Genomic DNA, 15,302 nt, shown 5'->3' with positions numbered 1-15,302 from the left:
GCGAGCGGCGGCTGGGCACGGAAGGCCCAGAATGAAATGAGGGCCTGTAGTGGCCAGCCGTTGCGAGTCGGTTCGAGCGACCGGTTAGGCGGCATTCGATACCGTGCCCTCACGATTTGCCTTGCCGTTGAAATATCGCCTTTGTGTCTTCGAACCCGATTGGCACGGATGTGTGCTCTTGGACGATGCGTAGAACATGATCGCCGCTCACTTCATCGCGCCATTCCGCGTGCAGGGCGCCAGCGGCAAGAACGATGCGAATGACGCCGCTGCGATCTGCGAGGCCGCCTCGCGTGTGCGCACGCGCTGTGTACCGGTCAAGACCCCCGAGCAACAAGGCTGGCAAGGCATCCATCGCCTGCGCGAAGGCTACAAGGAAGAACGCACCGCTTGCATCAACCGCATCCGCGGATTGCTGGCTGAGTTCGGGCTGGTCTTTCCGCAAAGCCCGGATGCCTTGCGTCGTGTGCTCAGTGAGGTCCTGGAGGACGCCAGCAACGAGTTGCCCGGCATGATGCGCCTGGCGCTGCAGCGGGCGCAAGCGCATTGGCGGGTGCTGGACGATGAGATCAGCTGGTGCGACCAGCAGGTCAAGCAGCATGTGCGTGGCGATCAAGCTGCCACTCGCGCCGCGCAGTTGCACGGCGTTGGGGAACTCACCGCGTCGGCCCTGGTGGCGGCCGTTGGCGATATGCGCCAGTTCAAGAGCGCACGCCAGTTCAGCGCCTGGGTGGGGCTGGTTCCGAGTCAGAACTCCAGCGGCGGCAAGAATCGGCTGGGTCGCATCACCAAACGCGGCGATGACTATTTGCGAACCCTGCTGATCCAGGGCGCCAAATCCGCGCTGCTGGCGGCCACCAAGCGCAGTGACCGCATCTCACAGTGGCTGTTGCAGCTGCGAGACCGAGTCGGGTGGCAGAAGGCCTTGGTCGCGCTAGCCAACAAGAACGCCCGCATTCTTTGGGCGGTGCTGACGCGGGAGATCGACTTTGATCCCGATCATGTGCCGCCAATTCCTCAATGCAAGCTGCCGGCGCTCAAGGAGCCGCAGCCAGCTTGAGCTCAGTCGTTCATTGAATCCAGTTCACATCGCAGACCCACGTTCTTAGACGCAAAGCACAGGTCAGACCGGCAGCAGGTGAGCCCGATAACCCGTCCGTTGCACGCTCGGCACGCTGAGCCAACAACGCCGAACGAATGGGGTCCTGCTGAGCGGTTCGTATCTGGGGCAGCGGCATGGTCCGCACCAAGCCCGTTTGTAGATGTTCAGTCTGTTCCTCGTTGCGTTGCCGCTGCTCAGAACAATGGTCTAGAAATGAAAAAGACCCCGCTGGGTCAGGTCTTGCTATTGGAGCTTGAAATGGTGGGAAGTCCTTGTAGACGGGTTAGGCCTCGGACCAGCACCCATAACCTTTGGGTTCCTATAGGTTTGAGCCATTGGAGAAGCTCGGTGCGAGCGCTTTAAGCTTCTCTGCTACAGAAATGCGTGCCGATACTGGCAATGAACCCAAGCCCATCTTCTTGTCTTCGATGAGGCACAAGTGGCGGGCTATGAATTCTGCCGGTTCGCCACGCCGAATGAACTCATACAAATCCCCAATGTAGCCATCGTATTCATCGCGAGGCCATTCCGGATCGTCCATAACTCCGATGGGGTCCCAATCTGTGATGAGAACGCTGCGAATGGAGTCAATCACGCTCTTTCCATCGGTGTATCGGGGCTCTGTCATTTAAGAGGCCTAACGTTCGAGCTGAGGGGCCGCAGCCAGCTGGCCGCGCGGAGCTGAAAATAAACAGGCAGCGCAGCGCGGCCAGCTGGCGTAGGTCCACTCGAGCGCAAGGTTAGGCCTCGCGTTCGGAGCATCTGCATAACTAGAGAATGCTCCACTATTCCATTTTTTCAACGAAATTTGCGTTGTCAGCACCATGAATCTACCAAGCTGTGTAACCAGGGGCTAGACAGTCAGACCGCGCCTTCTCCGAACTGTATCTCCATCTAAGTACCGTCATAGAAGGCCTTGAAACATCGACGTCCCAAGCGCACGCCGAACCTTTTGAATAATATCTGTATGTCAATTCGTCATTTGTTTCATTAATAACATTTGGCGAATTTGGGTAGCCCCTGAACTTTCCGTAGTCAGTTTCTGAAATCGGCAGACCTACGCTCCTATTTAAGTAGGAATCGAAATCTCTCACTGTCCCTGCACACCCACTCATTCCTAGGATTAGTATGGAAATCAATGGCGCCACCCTATTCATCGCAAACTCCCGCATGCGTCGCAGTCTTGCCACTTTCAAAAAGGGGCAAAAGTAGGTCGCGAAAGGAGCTAGGTTCATTGGGCGCCTTGGGAGTCTTAGAGAGGCCTAACGTTCGAGCTGAGGGGCCGCAGCCAGTTGGCCGCGCGGAGCTGAAAATATAANTTGCTATTGGAGCTTGAAATGGTGGGAAGTCCTTGTAGACTGGTTAGGCTTCACTTTACTCATAGGTAACCGCGACTCCACCAACTAGCGCCTCTTGCTTAAGCACCTTTTGACCTTGAACTCCAGAGATAGAAAGCCTGGAATCTGACTGCCATTGAATCCTCAGTGGCACCGTGCCATTTGCAATGAAGGTGTTTCCGCCCTCGTTCGGAAGCTCCGCATTGGCTTGGACGATCGATAGCTGAGTATTGAACCCGGTTGTTGCTCCGCAGTCTCGACTGAAAACAACGACCTTGAGCTTGCCGCTAGGCGAGACGATGCTTGAGGAAGAGTCGTTGCCGCACAGGTCGCTGCAACCAGCGAACACCGTGAATGAAATTCCCGCGAGTATCAGTGCAGCCTTGAGCATTGGAGACGCACATGCGTGATCCGTCTATCGCACCAATGGGGGACCTCGGGCGAAGGGCGCCGAGGCCGGCAGATGCTCTGGCAAATTTGCCTGCGCTGAAATCTACACGTTTGCTGGATCAACTTCGCGAACGAATTCGATCCTTGCATTACAGCCGCAGTACCGAAGATGTCTATGTGTTCTGGGCGCGCGCCTTCAGGATCATCATTCGGTGGACCCACGCAGCGGGACGATTCGACGCCATCACATCTATGACCAGACCTTTCAACGCGCCTTCAAGCGTGCGGCCAAGGCCACAGGCTTGATCAAACCGGTGTCGCCGCACACGCTGCGGCACTCGTTCGCGACTCACCTACTCCAGTCAGGCTACGACATCCGAACGGTCCAGGAGTTGCTCGGCCACTCTGACGTGGCTACGACCATGATCTACACCCACGTTCTGAAGGTTGGTGGTGGAGCGGTAAAGAGCCCTATCGATTCGATGCACTTTGATTGATGGGCATCGGGCGGGCGTCCTGAAAGCTGACGCTGGGCAATGGCTGCTTACTGCCGAGGATCGAGGTTGAAGAAGCTCACGCCGGAGACTGCAATGGGCACGGAGCAGACCCCCACCGGCACGTTCCCCGCTGACGCCAGCGGTGCCCTGACGCCAATTCGCAGCTTGTGAAAGCTGTCGTTGAGTCAGCCTGCGTCTTGCGCGCAGTTGGCGGCGCTACTGAAGTGGTACACGGCGCCCTCATGCTTGGCCGTGAACTCGGCCTTGCCGGCGGTCGGGCTGCCGGCGGTGAAGTAGGCCACCACGTCATGTCCCTTGACTGCCACGTTGTGGGCGTCGACGTTCAAGGCGCTGGTCGACTTTTCGTCGTAAGCATGGGCGAGATTGGGCATGACGGCCAAGGCGGCGAGCGTCGAGAACATGGCGGCCAGCAAGGTGCGGCGGGCAAAAACAGCTTTCATGGTGAACTCCAAATGCGCTCAATCAATGAGCATGGCTAACAGTCGGTCGCACAGATCAAGAGCCCTCGGGAGAGCGCCGTCACTGCACTTTCTTCAGATCGCTCCGGTCAGGAGCGAGTGACTGAACTGTGCGCGAAAGGGCTTGTTTGGAGAATCACCGTCGGCCCCAAGACAGCATTGCAAATGCCGGAACAATCAGCCGCCGGGCAGCCAGGATCAGAGGCTCTCAGCCCGACGAAAGCTCGGGCCAGGCTGCCATGGCCAGCTTGGCCTGCCGCTTCAGCGTTGCCGCCGTGGCGCCGTCGTGGGCTTGCACCGCCATGCCTTGAATCACCATGGCAAAGTAGCCCGCCAGACCAGCGGTGTCCGTACGTTTGGGCAGTTCGCCCTCGCTGAGCGCACGCTCCAGGCGCAAGCGGATGCCGGCTTGCGCGGCCTGGCGCAACGTCACCATCTGCGCCAGCAACTCCGAGTTGGCGGGCCCGCCTTGCAAAGCGCCACCGGCAATCAAGCAGCCCGGCGCATGACTGGGGTCGGTGTATTGCTGCGCGAAATGCGCCAGCAACGCGGCCAAGGTTTCTTTGGCCGCCGCCTGGCCATCCAGCAGCTGTTGCACGCGCGCGCCGAAGCGCAGCACATACAAGTCCACAGCTTCGCGGTACAGCCCCTCTTTAGAGCCAAAAGCCGCATACAGGCTGGGCTGGGAGATGCCCATGGCCGCCGTCAGCTCGGTGGTCGAGGTGCCCTCGAAACCGCGCCGCCAGAACAGATCCAGCGCGATCTCCAGGGCCAGCTGCCGATCAAAGGCGCGGGGGCGGCCGGCTGTTCGCTTGACTTTCGGGGCTTCGGTACTCATGCGAGTATTGTACAGATCAATAAATAATTGATTGACAGGTTTCGCTTCGCCACAATAACATACAGATCTGTACAAAACTTCTCGGATCAATTCCTCATGAACGCATACACCCATCGCTTGCCGTCAAGCACCTCGGCGCAGCCCGCCACGGCAGAGCGCAGCTATCGCCTGCGGCGCCAGGACGCAAGCCGCATATTGAGCAGCGGCTTTGAGCCAAGCCCAAGAGTTAGCCCCGGCCAGGTGCTGGTGCGCGTAGCTGCGGCGAGCCTCAACTACCGCGATTTGTTGACCATGCAAGAGCCCGCCAGCGAGAGTTCAGCGCTGGTACCGTTGTCGGACTGCGCTGGCATCGTCGAAGCCGTCGGCGCCGACGTCAGCCAATGGAAGCCGAGTGATCGGGTCAGCCCCAACTTCTTTCCCGAATGGACCGAGGGCCGGTTCTCGGCTGCCTACCTGGGCCGTGCGCTGGGCGGCGGGCAGACCGACGGCGTCTTGCGCGGGCAGTTGGTGATCGAAGCCTCCGCCTTGGTGGCGGTGCCAGAGCACCTGAGCCTGGCCGAGGCGGCCACCCTGCCCTGCGCGGGCTTGACCGCTTGGCATGCGCTGTTCGAGCGCGGCCGCCTGAAGGCCGGCGACACCGTGCTGGTGCAAGGCACCGGTGGCGTGGCGCTGTTCGGGCTGCAACTGGCCAGTGCGGCCGGTGCGCGGGTGATCGTGACTTCTTCCAGCGATGACAAGCTGGCCCGAGCCCGCGCGCTCGGCGCCTGGCAAACCATCAACTACCGCCGCACACCCGACTGGGACCGCGTCGCGCTGGACATGACCGCAGGGCGCGGGGTCGACCATATTCTGGAACTGGGCGGCCCCGACACCTATGAACGCTCGATCAACGCAGTTGCGCCAGGCGGCCAGATCGCCCAAATCGGTGTGTTGACCGGCTTTGGCTCGCAGCCCAATCTCCTGCCTCTGCAGTTCAAGAACGCCAGCATCAACGGCATTTGCGTGGGCTCGGTGGAGCAATTTCAGCGCTTGAATCGCTTCATGTCAGAGAAGCAGTTGCATCCCGTCATCGATCAAAGCTTTGGCTTTGAGCAAGTGCCCGAGGCCTACGAGCACCTGCGGTCGGCCGCTCATTTCGGCAAGTTGGTGATCGAACTCTGAAACGATTGCCGGCGTTCCACAAGGTACTGCAACTGGCTCAATTAGCCGTTTGGCGCGAAAGACACTGTTTCCGAAAAACGCCTGATTGAAGCCATGGCGTGGGATGAATCGCTCCGACAATCGCGGTCGGCGCAGCCGCGTCAAACCTGTGGCCAACTTTGGCCACTGCCGACCTCATTCGATGAATCATTTGAACCCACATTCCCACCCCAAACCTTCACGCGCGCAGATCCGCGCCGAAGTGGCCGCACTTTGGCAGCTGGCTTGGCCGATCTTGATTGGCCAATTGGCCACGGTCGGCATGTCGGTGGCCGATGTGGCCATGGCGGGCAATGCCTCGGCGCAGGACTTGGCGGGGGTTTCGCTGGGCGGGTCGATCTGGAGCATGGTCATCATCACGCTGATGGGCGTGATGATGTCGGTCAGCCCCACCGTGGCTCACCATGTCGGCGCCGAGGAATTGCATCTCGTGCCGCATGTGGTGCGCCAGGCGCTGTGGAAGGCGCTGGGCCTGGGCGTGCTGGCCATGGGCGTAGCGAATCTGGCTGGCCTTGTGTTCGAGCTGCTGACCCTGGACCCACCGGTGCGCGCCTTAGCCAAGAACTTTGTCCACATCACCAGCCTGGCCCTGCCCGCATTTGCTTGCTACCGGGTGCTCTATGGCTACAGCACCAGCCTGAACCAAACCAAGCCACTGATGATGTTCGCCCTGGGTGCGTTGGGCCTCAATGTGCTGCTGAACTGGCTGCTTATTTACGGCCATTGGGGCTTGCCACAGCTGGGCGGTCTGGGCTGCGCCTGGTCCACGATGTTGTGCGTGTGGTTCAACCTGGGCGGTTTGCTGTGGTGGATGCGGCGCAGCCCGGTCTACCGCAGCACCTGGCCCTTCACGCACTGGGAGGCGCCGCATTGGCCCGAGATCCGCAGCCTGCTCAAGCTCGGCCTGCCCATAGGTGTGACCTACTTTGCCGAGAGCAGCGCCTTCAGCCTGATTGCCTTGCTGGTGGCCAAGTTCGGCACCACCCAGGTGGCCGCCCATCAAATTGCACTCAATTTCTCCTCCTTGATGTTCATGCTGCCGCTGAGTCTGGGCATTGCGCTGCTGACCCGGGTCGGCCAATCGCTGGGCGCGGGCGACGCCTACGAAGCGCGCTTTCGCTCTTGGGTGGGCGTGGCCACGGCGCTGGCGCTGGCCTGTGCTTCCGCTGCGTTTATGGCATTGTGCAAAGCGCAAATCGCCGGGGCATACACCAGCGATGTGACCGTCGCCGCGCTGGCCGCCCAACTGTTGATTTTTGCCGCCTTGTTTCAACTCTCGGATGCCACCCAAGTGGCCACCAGCTGCGCGATTCGCGGCTACAAGGTGACGCGCGCGCCGATGGTGATTCACCTGACCGCGTTTTGGGGCTTCGCCTTACCGTTGGGCTGCGTGCTGGGGCTGGCGCCGCAGTGGCTGCCCTGGCGTCCGGACCAGGCCATGGGGGCGAGCGGCTTCTGGATTGCGCTGATCGTCGGGTTGACCATCGCTGCGGTAGCGCTGACGGCGCTGCTGCGCCGTGTCGCCAAAGAAAGGCTGCCGCGCATTGATGGCTGAAACTTGATTCGGCAAACGACTGCTCCCTTTTGCCAACATGGTCTGATACCTGCTGACGAAACTCGCCGCGGCCGGAATCACCACTTTGAGCGGGAACGCTAAGCACGCGCTTGCGCAACGCACACTCAGCCGGGTGCGGCTGGACAACGACAGTGTCGACGGCCCCTTGATCCCGGTTCAGCTCGCCCCGGTGCCAGTATTCGGTCGCCCTTTGACAGGCAGCGACTGGCATCCCCGTAACGGCCCTCACCTCGATTCCCATCACCGCATGGGCTTGGTTGTCACCGATGGGCTCGCGCAAAACTCAAGACGCTTTGCAATTGACTGGCGCAAACAAAAGGACGGCTCGCAATTTGCCGGCGACGCACGCGATGTGCGGGCCTACTACGCGTATGGGAAAAACGTGCTGGCCGTTGCCGAAGGGGCGGTCGTCTTGGCGCGCGATGGCTATCCGGACAATATCCCCAGAACGGCGGCTGGTTTCGAACCTGCCTTGCCGATCACGATGGAGAACCTCGGCGGCAACCGGGTGGTAGTCCAATTGCCTAACGGTCAATTTGCCCAGTATGCGCATTTGCAACCGGGCTCGGTGCAAGTAAAACAAGGCCAGCAGTTGGTTCGCGGGCAGTTGATTGGGCGGGTCGGCAATTCGGGGGATTCACGAGTGCCGCATCTGCACTTCCAGTTGACCACCCTGCCGGACCTGTTCGCCAGTGAAGGCATGCCCTATTTGATCGAGCAATTCCGGATGAAACCAGCCGCGATGGCATGGTCGACCCGGTCCCGAGAATTCCCTTGGGGAGACGACACGGTGATCGACTTCGGCCCCGCTGCGGACTGACCCCAAGCAGGCACTTGGCCGGTAGTCCTTGCCGGTTTGCGCTTACAGCTTCAACACCAGCTTGATCGGCACCGTCTTGTCCTGCCCCTGATCACGCGGTGCCGCCGGCATCGCGCAGCAAAGCAAGGCCTCACCGGGCGCGGCCTTGAAAGCCGGAGGCGACAGATAAGTCACCTCGCCCTCCAGCACCTGGGTGCGGCAGCTGCCGCAGGACCCACCTCGGCAGGAGAACTCGGGGCTGAGGCCACGCGCCTCGGCCAGTTCCAGCAAGCTGCCGCTGGCGGGCGTCCAGCGGGCTTCCTTGCTGGACTCGGCGAACTGCACCGCCACATCGCTGCTGGCCACCGGCGCCAGTTCCGGCACTGCGACTGCCACATCTTGGCGCCGCTGCATCGAGGCCGGGCCAAAGGCCTCGGCATGAATGCGCTCATCGCTGACGCGCAAATCACGCAGCCCGTCATACAGGGCCTGCATAAAGGGCGGCGGGCCGCAGAGGAAAAAATCATGGTCATCAAACGGCAGCTGGGCTTTGAGCAGCGCCATATCGATGCGGCCCAGCACATCGAAGTCGCGCCCCGCGACGGCGCCCTGCTCCGGCGCATCTGTCACGCGCAACACCCGCACCGCACCCTTGGCGCGTTGCACCAACTCCGCCAGCTCGGCATCGAAGCCGCGCTCGGCGATGTGGCGAGTCGAGTAGAAAAAGTAAGTCGGCCTAACTCTGCGCTTGCGCAGGCCCTCGAACACCACATGGCGCAGCATCGATAGCATGGGCGTCACGCCAATACCGCCGGCCAAGAGCACCAGCGGGCGGCGCTCCAGCGCGTTGACCGTGAAGTCGCCTTGCGGCGCACGCGCCTCGATCAAATCGCCAAGCTTGAGCTGATCGTGCAGAAACTCCGACACCCGCCCGCCCCGCTTGATGCTGAGGCGATAAAAGCCGTCGCTCGGCGCGGCCGACAAGGTATAGGTGCGCATTAAGGGCGTACCGTCCACATTGACGCGGATCGGCAAATGCTGGCCAGCCAGGAAGGGCAGCAAGGCATGGCCGTCGGCCGGCTCCAGATAGAAGCTGCGCACCGTGCTGCTTTCATCCACAACCCGGGCGAGCTTGAAGGGCCGCCAGTGTTGTTTCAGCGTCGCCGCCGCCAGGCTGGCCTCGGCCGCTTCCCAAGACCCCGTCATCAAGGAGTTGGGCGAAAACTGTTGCAGCGCCCAGCGCAAGGCCAGCGCGCCGCGCCGGCGCAGCACTTGCGTGACGCGGAAGGTCCAGATCCGCTCCGCCCCTTGAAAGGCGGCGATCTCCGGACCTTCAAACTGAATCTGTGCCTCGCCGGCCAGTTGCAAAACATCGCCATTGCTGAAGTCGACGAAGACCAGGCCAGCGCGCGGATTGAGCAGCAGATTGCCGAAGGTATTGAAATGCATATTGCCGGCGAAGTCGGGAATATGCAGCAAATCTTCACAAGAAAGGGATGGGCCGCCCCGACCTTTCTTGACCCCCTCGGGGGGCGGACGACGTACGTCGTCGGCCTGGGGGCGCTCAGTACCTGCGATCTTCACAAAGCCGGGCTTGCCACCCCGGTGCGACACGTCCACCGTCGGCAAGGGATGGTCGGCTTCGCCGCCGGGATGGGCGCTGGCGACAAAGAAAGTGTCGGCCGCCGCGATCAGCGCGCGAGCCTCGGCGTCGAGCGCCGTCAGTTGCTCCAGCGGTACCAGATGCTCGTCGGCGGGTGGCCGCGCAAAAGAGAAGTCGCGGTGTTGAATGTATTGCGGGCAGTTGCCGAAGGCATGGCCCACTTGCAACGAAAAGCCGCCCGCATTAGCCGCCAGCACCTGGCCATTGAGGCGGTTACGGCGCCGGCTGTGCAACTCGATGCCCAGCATGCCGACCGGCGCTCCGGTCAGCAAGGCGGCGCGCACCGGGTCGCCCCGGCCCGGCAGCGCCCGCACATCGAGCCGCTTGGGTGCGGGTGAATGCATGAAGCCGGGCTGGCCCTCGATCAAGCTGGCCCAGGGCTGGCCCTGGGCATCCAGCGCGCCGACCACCATGAAGGGCAGTTGCTTGTAAAAGTCCCGGTGCTGATCGGGCATGTAGTCGCGGATAACCCGACGGCCGAACGATTCCAGCTGTGCGGCATTGCCCATTCGTTCGTGGATGCTGCGCTCGCCGCTGTGCCAGGGCGAGCCCGCTGGGGCGATGAATTCGTTCGTAGCCATCGGGGACTGCTCCTTAGCGGCGATCAGGCGATCAGGCTGCCAGGCCGACCGGGGTCTTTTGCATGCCGACGAAACCGGGCAAGGCTTCGATGCGAGCCAACCAGGCGCGCACATGCGGATAAGCTTCCAGCGAGACATTGCCTTCCGGTGCGTGGGCAATATAGCTGTAGTTGGCGATGTCGGCGATGCTGGGCTTGGCGCCGAGCAAGAAGTCACGGCCGGCCAGTTCGGCGTCCATCACCTTCAGCAGGCCATGGGCGCGGTTGATCACTTCGTCGGCATTAAAGCCGGCACCGAACACCGTCACCAAGCGCGCCGCTGCGGGGCCGAAGGCCACCAGCCCCGCCGCCACCGACAACCAGCGCTGCACAGCGGCTTCGCCCGCTGGATCACTGGGCAACCAGTCGCTATTGCCGTACTTGCGCGCCAGGTAGACCAGGATGGCGTTGGAGTCGGCCACCACGGTGCCCTGGTCTTCAATCACAGGCACCTGGCCAAAGGGGTTCAGCGCCAGGAAGCCGGGCTGCTTTTGCGCGCCTTTGCGCAAATCCACTTCGACCAATTCGGTCGGCACATTGAGCAGGGACAGTGCCAGCCGCACGCGGTGAGCGTGGCCGGACAAAGGGAAGGTGTAAAGCTTGACGGGGTGATTGACTGCGGACATAGGGTTCTCCAAAAAGTGTGAACTGAATAAATTGAGCCTGGGCTCTTTCCGGATCCGGGATCTGGTTTTGGCCTTCGCCGCCTTGAACGTGCAGCGAATGACTGAACTGTCCTCCAATCAAGTCCCCAATAGAATCCCCGGCGCTTGCAAGTCACTGTTTCAGAATTTGGAACAAAGCATTGACGAGTCAGCGATCGCTTCGATCTCCGGCTTGATTTGCCGCCCAGGGCGCGGCTGTTCGGTGCTGTTTGGGCCCCGGAATAGGAACGCCACCAATATGGAAGGAAATTCAAATGCTGCTTCGTTCTGCCAACCACAGCGACGCGGCCGAGATTGCGCAGATCTACCTTGCTTCAAGAAAGAAGTTCCTTCACTTTGCGCCCTTGGTCCATTCCGACGAAGAAGTCCGCCTGTGGGTTCGCGACACGCTTCTCCCGACAGCAAGCCTGACGCTGGCGGTAGTCGATGGTGCAACTGTTGGCTTTGTGGCGACCCTCTGCTCCGGATCGATTCTGTGGATTGACCAGCTCTATATTCGGCCAGAATCGGTCGGACAAGGCGTCGGTGCTGCGCTATTGCGAAGCGCGCTGGCCGGAGCGCGTGAGAATCCGGTCCTCGGGCCACCAGGGGCCGCAAACCAATCGCCTTCGGTCGGCCTGGCGCGATACGACGAGTCGGGCTGCATGGCCAAGCAAGTGCGGCTGTATACCTTTCAGGCCAACACGGGCGCCAGGCAGTTCTACGAAAGATTCGGCTTTGTGCCCATCGAGTTGACTGACGGCGAAGCCAATGAAGAGAAATGCCCCGACGTGTTGTACGAACTGAGCAAGCATGCGCGCTCCGATGGCTAAGCGATCACCGGAGCTGGCTCGCTGCGGCGGATCATTTCAAGCTCAGACCCTCTACCCAATCCACACTCCATCCTCAAGCAATGAATCCAGTCACCCTTGCCGCGCTGCAGGCCTTCCCGCAGCAACTTGAAGAACACTACGCCGCGTTTCCCGCCGCGTTCCGCAATTGGTCGCCTCCATCTTGGGACGGCGTGCCCAGTGAAGCGCTGACGGCGATCGAGCAGGTCTGCCATGTTCGCGACATTGAGATTGAAGGTTATCACCTGCGCTTTCACCGTACGCTGACCGAACTTCACCCCACCCTGGCATCGATCGACACCGAGGCGCTGGCCAAAGAGCGTGCTTATGGCGAAGCAGATGCCGTCGCAGTGTTGGCTGCCTTTCGCGCGGCACGTCTGCAGACCGTGGCGCTCATTGGCAGTTTGACGCCACCGCAACTCGAACGCACGGCGGTGTTTGAAGGCTATGGTCCCCTGTCCATGCGCAGCCTGGTGCATTACCTCTGCAGCCACGATCAGCAGCACCTTGCAGGACTGCAGTGGCTGCTGGGCAAAATAGAGGCATCGCGTGTCAAATCGTAGGTATGTATATTTCCCGCCATCCGATTCTTCACGCCGCCCCGCAGAACAAGAGGTGATGCCATGAATAGCTACATAGCAAATTGCCTATGCGGAGCGGTAGCTTTGGAAATTCAGGGCGGCATTGAGGCCATCATTCATTGCCACTGTTCCAAATGCCGCAAGTCGAGCGGCACAGCCTTCGCCACCAATGGCTTCATTCGATCGAGTGGCCTGCGGATCTCGCGGGGCGAAGAAAGCATTCGCAGCTATGAAACAGCCCCGGGTCGGAGCAAGCATTTTTGCGCGACCTGCGCCTCGCCACTGTTCAGCTCGAACGCCGCGGACCCCGAGCGGCTCGGGCTGCGCCTGGGCATCCTCGACTCCACCATCGTTGAGCGCCCCATGTCGCACAACTTTGTATCCTCAAAGGCCTCGTGGGAAGAGATGGATGTCGATCTCCCACGCTATGACGGTCATGAGCCAGGGCGTTGAAGCTCCCGAGTTCGCGCCGCACCTAACCCACTAAATCCACTCCCATGCGCACAGCCCTCCTCATCATCGATGTTCAAAACGCCTTGTGTTTCGGCGAGTACGCAGCGTTCGACAGCGAAGGCCTGATCGAACGCATCAACCAGGTCAGCGCCAAAGCGCGCGCCGCCGCCGTGCCGGTCATCTTGATTCAACACGAGAGCAAGGGCGGCGGGCCGCTGGACCATGGCACTGAAGGCTGGCGTTTGGCCCAAGGCCTCAAGGTGGCCGATAGCGACGTCATCGTCGCCAAAACAGCCACCGACTCCTTCCACAACACAGCATTGCTGGCCGAACTGCAAAGTCGTGGCATCGAGCACCTGATCATCTGCGGGCTTCAGAGCGAATTCTGTGTGGACACCACAACGCGCCGTGCGCTTGGGCTGGGTTACTCCGTAAGCCTGGTGTCGGACGGGCACTCAACCATGGACAACGCCGTCCTGAGCGCCGCGCAGATCTCGGCTCACCATACCGCGACCTTGGCAAACATCAGCAGCTTCGGGCCCAGGGTTACGCCCATTCCCGCTGCGGCATTGAGGATTGAGTAAGTGCCGCTGGAGGGTCAGCGTACCCTAGTGGCTGACGGCATAATTTGCACTCAAAGCCGGCAGGAGCATCCATGAAAATCACTGTATCAACCCTGGTCGCCGCACCCATTGCAGAAGTCTGGCGCGCCTACACCACCCCCGCCGATATCAAGCTTTGGAACGCAGCATCCCCTGATTGGCACACGACGGCTGCGACCGTCGATTTGCGCACAGGCGGCAAATTTTCCTCACGAATGGAAGCAAAGGACGGCTCGTTCGGATTCGATTTTGCAGGCGAATACACCAAGGTCATCGCGCCGACATTGATCGAATATGCATTCGGTGATCGGACCGGATTGGTGGAGTTTTCAGAGGGTCCTACCGGTGTGACGGTGACGGTCAGTTTCGACGGTGAGCCGAGTCACAGCGAGGAGCAGCAGCGCACAGGCTGGCAGGCCATTCTGGACAATTTTGCACGGCACGTTGTAGCGGGTCAGAGCTAGGCGAAGGCCGCACTGCACAAGGCATCGCCCCAGCAGTCGGCGGCGAGTCAAAGCCCCAAATCACTCAGGCTTGCGTGTTCATCGGGCCTGCGCCCCAGCGGCCAATGGAACAAGCGCTCGTCAGCCAGAATCTGCAGATCATTGATGCTGGCGTGGCGCTCGGCCATATAGCCCAGCTCATCGAACTCCCAGTTCTCATTGCCATAGGCGCGGAACCAGTTGCCGGCTTCGTCTCGATACTCGTAGGCAAAGCGCACGGCAATGCGGTGGCTGTCAAAAGCCCATAACTCTTTGATCAAACGGTATTCAAACTCGCGTGCCCACTTGCGCTCCAGCATTTGCCGGATTTCCTCACGGCCACGCGGGAACTCGCTGCGATTGCGCCAGCGGCTGTCTGGCGTGTAGGCCATAGACACGCGCTGCGGGTCCCGGCTGTTCCAGGCGTCTTCGGCCAGCCGGACTTTCAAAATCGCGCTCTCGCGGGTGAAGGGAGGCAGCGGCAAACGGGGTGCTTCTGGGTTCATGAACTTTCCTCTGATCGAATCGTTGAGGGGATAGGCCGGGTCACAATGCCTCGGCCTATCACTGAGCAAGCGCTGAGCCTGCTCTGACTTGATATCAGGCGCCAACCTTGGCCGTCACGACGGGGAAGTCAATGTCGGTGTGTGCCACATTGTTGACGTAATTGGTCAGCACATTGAGCGCCACATTCAGCACGATCTCGACCACGCTGGCTTCATCGAAATCGGCGGCGCGCAAGGCAGCCAGATCGGCGTCGGCCACCCGGCCACGCGACTCGGACACGCGGCGCGCAAAAACCAGCGCTGCGGCGGTGCGGGCATCGTCGGACTTGCCGTCGCGGGCGGCCGCCACTTCGGCGGCGCTGATCTTGGCAACGTTGGTGGCCAAGTAGCTATGGGCCGACAAGCAGTAGTCGCAACCGTTGAATTCGGCCACGGTCAGGGCGATGCGCTCGCGCAGTTGCACGCTCAGCTTGCCTTTGGCCAGGGCGCCATTCAGCGCCAGATAGCCTTCCAGCGCAGCCGGGCTGTGGCCGACCAGCTTCATCAAATTGGGCACCACACCGAGTTGCTGCTGCACGGCGGCAAGCAAAGGCTTGGAAGCGGCGAGGGATTGGTCGACGGAAGGGATGCTGATGCGTGACATGGTGATTTCCTGAATAGATGGGTTGAAGTGAAGATTTCCA

General features: G+C 61.0%; 16 protein-coding genes and 2 pseudogenes. 10 read left to right on the top strand and 8 right to left on the bottom strand.

The window, feature by feature from the left end:
• Positions 1 to 196: 196 nt before the first annotated feature.
• Positions 197 to 1,060 (top strand): annotated as a pseudogene (locus LNV09_RS22520) (IS110 family RNA-guided transposase); the annotation flags it as partial.
• A 361-nt stretch (positions 1,061 to 1,421) separates the two neighbouring features.
• On the opposite strand, the gene LNV09_RS22515 reads toward LNV09_RS22520, so the two are convergent.
• Together LNV09_RS22515 and LNV09_RS22510 are read right to left on the bottom strand one after the other, a co-directional pair.
• Positions 1,422 to 1,697 carry a ferritin family protein gene (locus LNV09_RS22515; RefSeq protein WP_263559304.1) on the bottom strand — a complete coding sequence of 92 codons (276 nt, stop codon included), beginning with the start codon at positions 1,695 to 1,697 and terminating at the stop codon, positions 1,422 to 1,424.
• 779 nt (positions 1,698 to 2,476) lie between these two features.
• A complete protein-coding gene (locus LNV09_RS22510) occupies positions 2,477 to 2,830 on the bottom strand; it encodes a hypothetical protein (protein ID WP_263559303.1) in 354 nt (117 codons plus the stop codon).
• A gap of 208 nt (positions 2,831 to 3,038) precedes the next feature.
• On the opposite strand from LNV09_RS22510, the pseudogene LNV09_RS22505 reads away from it, so the two are divergent.
• Positions 3,039 to 3,326: pseudogene (locus tag LNV09_RS22505) on the top strand (tyrosine-type recombinase/integrase); the annotation flags it as partial.
• A gap of 185 nt (positions 3,327 to 3,511) precedes the next feature.
• Here the strand turns inward: LNV09_RS22505 and LNV09_RS22500 are convergent.
• Positions 3,512 to 3,787: a YHS domain-containing (seleno)protein gene (locus LNV09_RS22500; RefSeq protein ID WP_263559302.1), complete on the bottom strand. Its 276-nt coding sequence runs from the start codon at positions 3,785 to 3,787 to the stop codon at positions 3,512 to 3,514.
• Between the two features lie 226 nt (positions 3,788 to 4,013).
• On the bottom strand, positions 4,014 to 4,643 hold the full coding sequence (locus tag LNV09_RS22495; protein ID WP_263559301.1) for a TetR/AcrR family transcriptional regulator: 630 nt from the start codon (positions 4,641 to 4,643) through the stop codon (positions 4,014 to 4,016).
• A gap of 96 nt (positions 4,644 to 4,739) precedes the next feature.
• Between LNV09_RS22495 and LNV09_RS22490 the strand changes: the two genes are divergently transcribed.
• From LNV09_RS22490 to LNV09_RS22480, 3 genes are all read left to right on the top strand, one after another.
• On the top strand, positions 4,740 to 5,804 hold the full coding sequence (locus LNV09_RS22490; RefSeq protein ID WP_263559300.1) for a zinc-dependent alcohol dehydrogenase family protein: 1,065 nt from the start codon (positions 4,740 to 4,742) through the stop codon (positions 5,802 to 5,804).
• Between the two features lie 181 nt (positions 5,805 to 5,985).
• Entirely contained in the window at positions 5,986 to 7,398 is a 1,413-nt protein-coding gene (locus LNV09_RS22485; protein ID WP_263559299.1) for an MATE family efflux transporter, read from the top strand.
• A gap of 268 nt (positions 7,399 to 7,666) precedes the next feature.
• Complete coding sequence (locus tag LNV09_RS22480; protein ID WP_263559298.1) at positions 7,667 to 8,239, top strand: M23 family metallopeptidase; 573 nt, start codon at positions 7,667 to 7,669, stop codon at positions 8,237 to 8,239.
• Positions 8,240 to 8,281: 42 nt separating this feature from the next.
• On the opposite strand, the gene LNV09_RS22475 is transcribed toward LNV09_RS22480, so the two are convergent.
• Both LNV09_RS22475 and LNV09_RS22470 read right to left on the bottom strand, forming a co-directional pair.
• Positions 8,282 to 10,462, bottom strand: a complete 2,181-nt coding sequence (locus tag LNV09_RS22475) for an FAD-binding oxidoreductase (protein ID WP_263559297.1) — start codon at positions 10,460 to 10,462, stop codon at positions 8,282 to 8,284.
• A 31-nt stretch (positions 10,463 to 10,493) separates the two neighbouring features.
• Positions 10,494 to 11,126 (bottom strand): glutathione S-transferase family protein, encoded by a 633-nt coding sequence (locus LNV09_RS22470; protein WP_263559296.1) that lies wholly within the window; start codon positions 11,124 to 11,126, stop codon positions 10,494 to 10,496.
• A gap of 293 nt (positions 11,127 to 11,419) precedes the next feature.
• Here LNV09_RS22470 and LNV09_RS22465 point away from each other — a divergent pair, with 293 nt between their 5' ends.
• The 5 genes from LNV09_RS22465 (at position 11,420) to LNV09_RS22445 (ending at position 14,095) form a co-directional block, all read left to right on the top strand.
• Positions 11,420 to 11,977 (top strand): GNAT family N-acetyltransferase, encoded by a 558-nt coding sequence (locus LNV09_RS22465; protein WP_263559295.1) that lies wholly within the window; start codon positions 11,420 to 11,422, stop codon positions 11,975 to 11,977.
• Between the two features lie 80 nt (positions 11,978 to 12,057).
• Positions 12,058 to 12,558, top strand: coding sequence for a DinB family protein (locus tag LNV09_RS22460; protein WP_263559294.1), 501 nt, complete (start codon positions 12,058 to 12,060; stop codon positions 12,556 to 12,558).
• A 60-nt stretch (positions 12,559 to 12,618) separates the two neighbouring features.
• Positions 12,619 to 13,029, top strand: a complete 411-nt coding sequence (locus tag LNV09_RS22455; RefSeq protein ID WP_263559293.1) for a GFA family protein — start codon at positions 12,619 to 12,621, stop codon at positions 13,027 to 13,029.
• 44 nt (positions 13,030 to 13,073) lie between these two features.
• The gene (locus LNV09_RS22450) at positions 13,074 to 13,613 is read left to right on the top strand and encodes a cysteine hydrolase family protein (RefSeq protein WP_263559292.1); all 540 of its coding nucleotides are present in this window, start codon (positions 13,074 to 13,076) and stop codon (positions 13,611 to 13,613) included.
• A gap of 71 nt (positions 13,614 to 13,684) precedes the next feature.
• Complete coding sequence (locus LNV09_RS22445; RefSeq protein ID WP_263559291.1) at positions 13,685 to 14,095, top strand: SRPBCC family protein; 411 nt, start codon at positions 13,685 to 13,687, stop codon at positions 14,093 to 14,095.
• Between the two features lie 47 nt (positions 14,096 to 14,142).
• Here the strand turns inward: LNV09_RS22445 and LNV09_RS22440 are convergent, their stop codons facing one another.
• Both LNV09_RS22440 and LNV09_RS22435 read right to left on the bottom strand, forming a co-directional pair.
• Complete coding sequence (locus LNV09_RS22440) at positions 14,143 to 14,619, bottom strand: nuclear transport factor 2 family protein (RefSeq protein WP_263559290.1); 477 nt, start codon at positions 14,617 to 14,619, stop codon at positions 14,143 to 14,145.
• 94 nt (positions 14,620 to 14,713) lie between these two features.
• Positions 14,714 to 15,262, bottom strand: coding sequence for a carboxymuconolactone decarboxylase family protein (locus LNV09_RS22435; protein ID WP_263559289.1), 549 nt, complete (start codon positions 15,260 to 15,262; stop codon positions 14,714 to 14,716).
• Positions 15,263 to 15,302 lie beyond the last annotated feature (40 nt).

Origin of the sequence: Paucibacter sp. B2R-40, from assembly GCF_025717555.1 — a bacterium.
Classification (GTDB): Bacteria; Pseudomonadota; Gammaproteobacteria; order Burkholderiales; family Burkholderiaceae_C; genus Paucibacter_A.
This window is presented reverse-complemented; position numbering and strand designations above follow the sequence as displayed.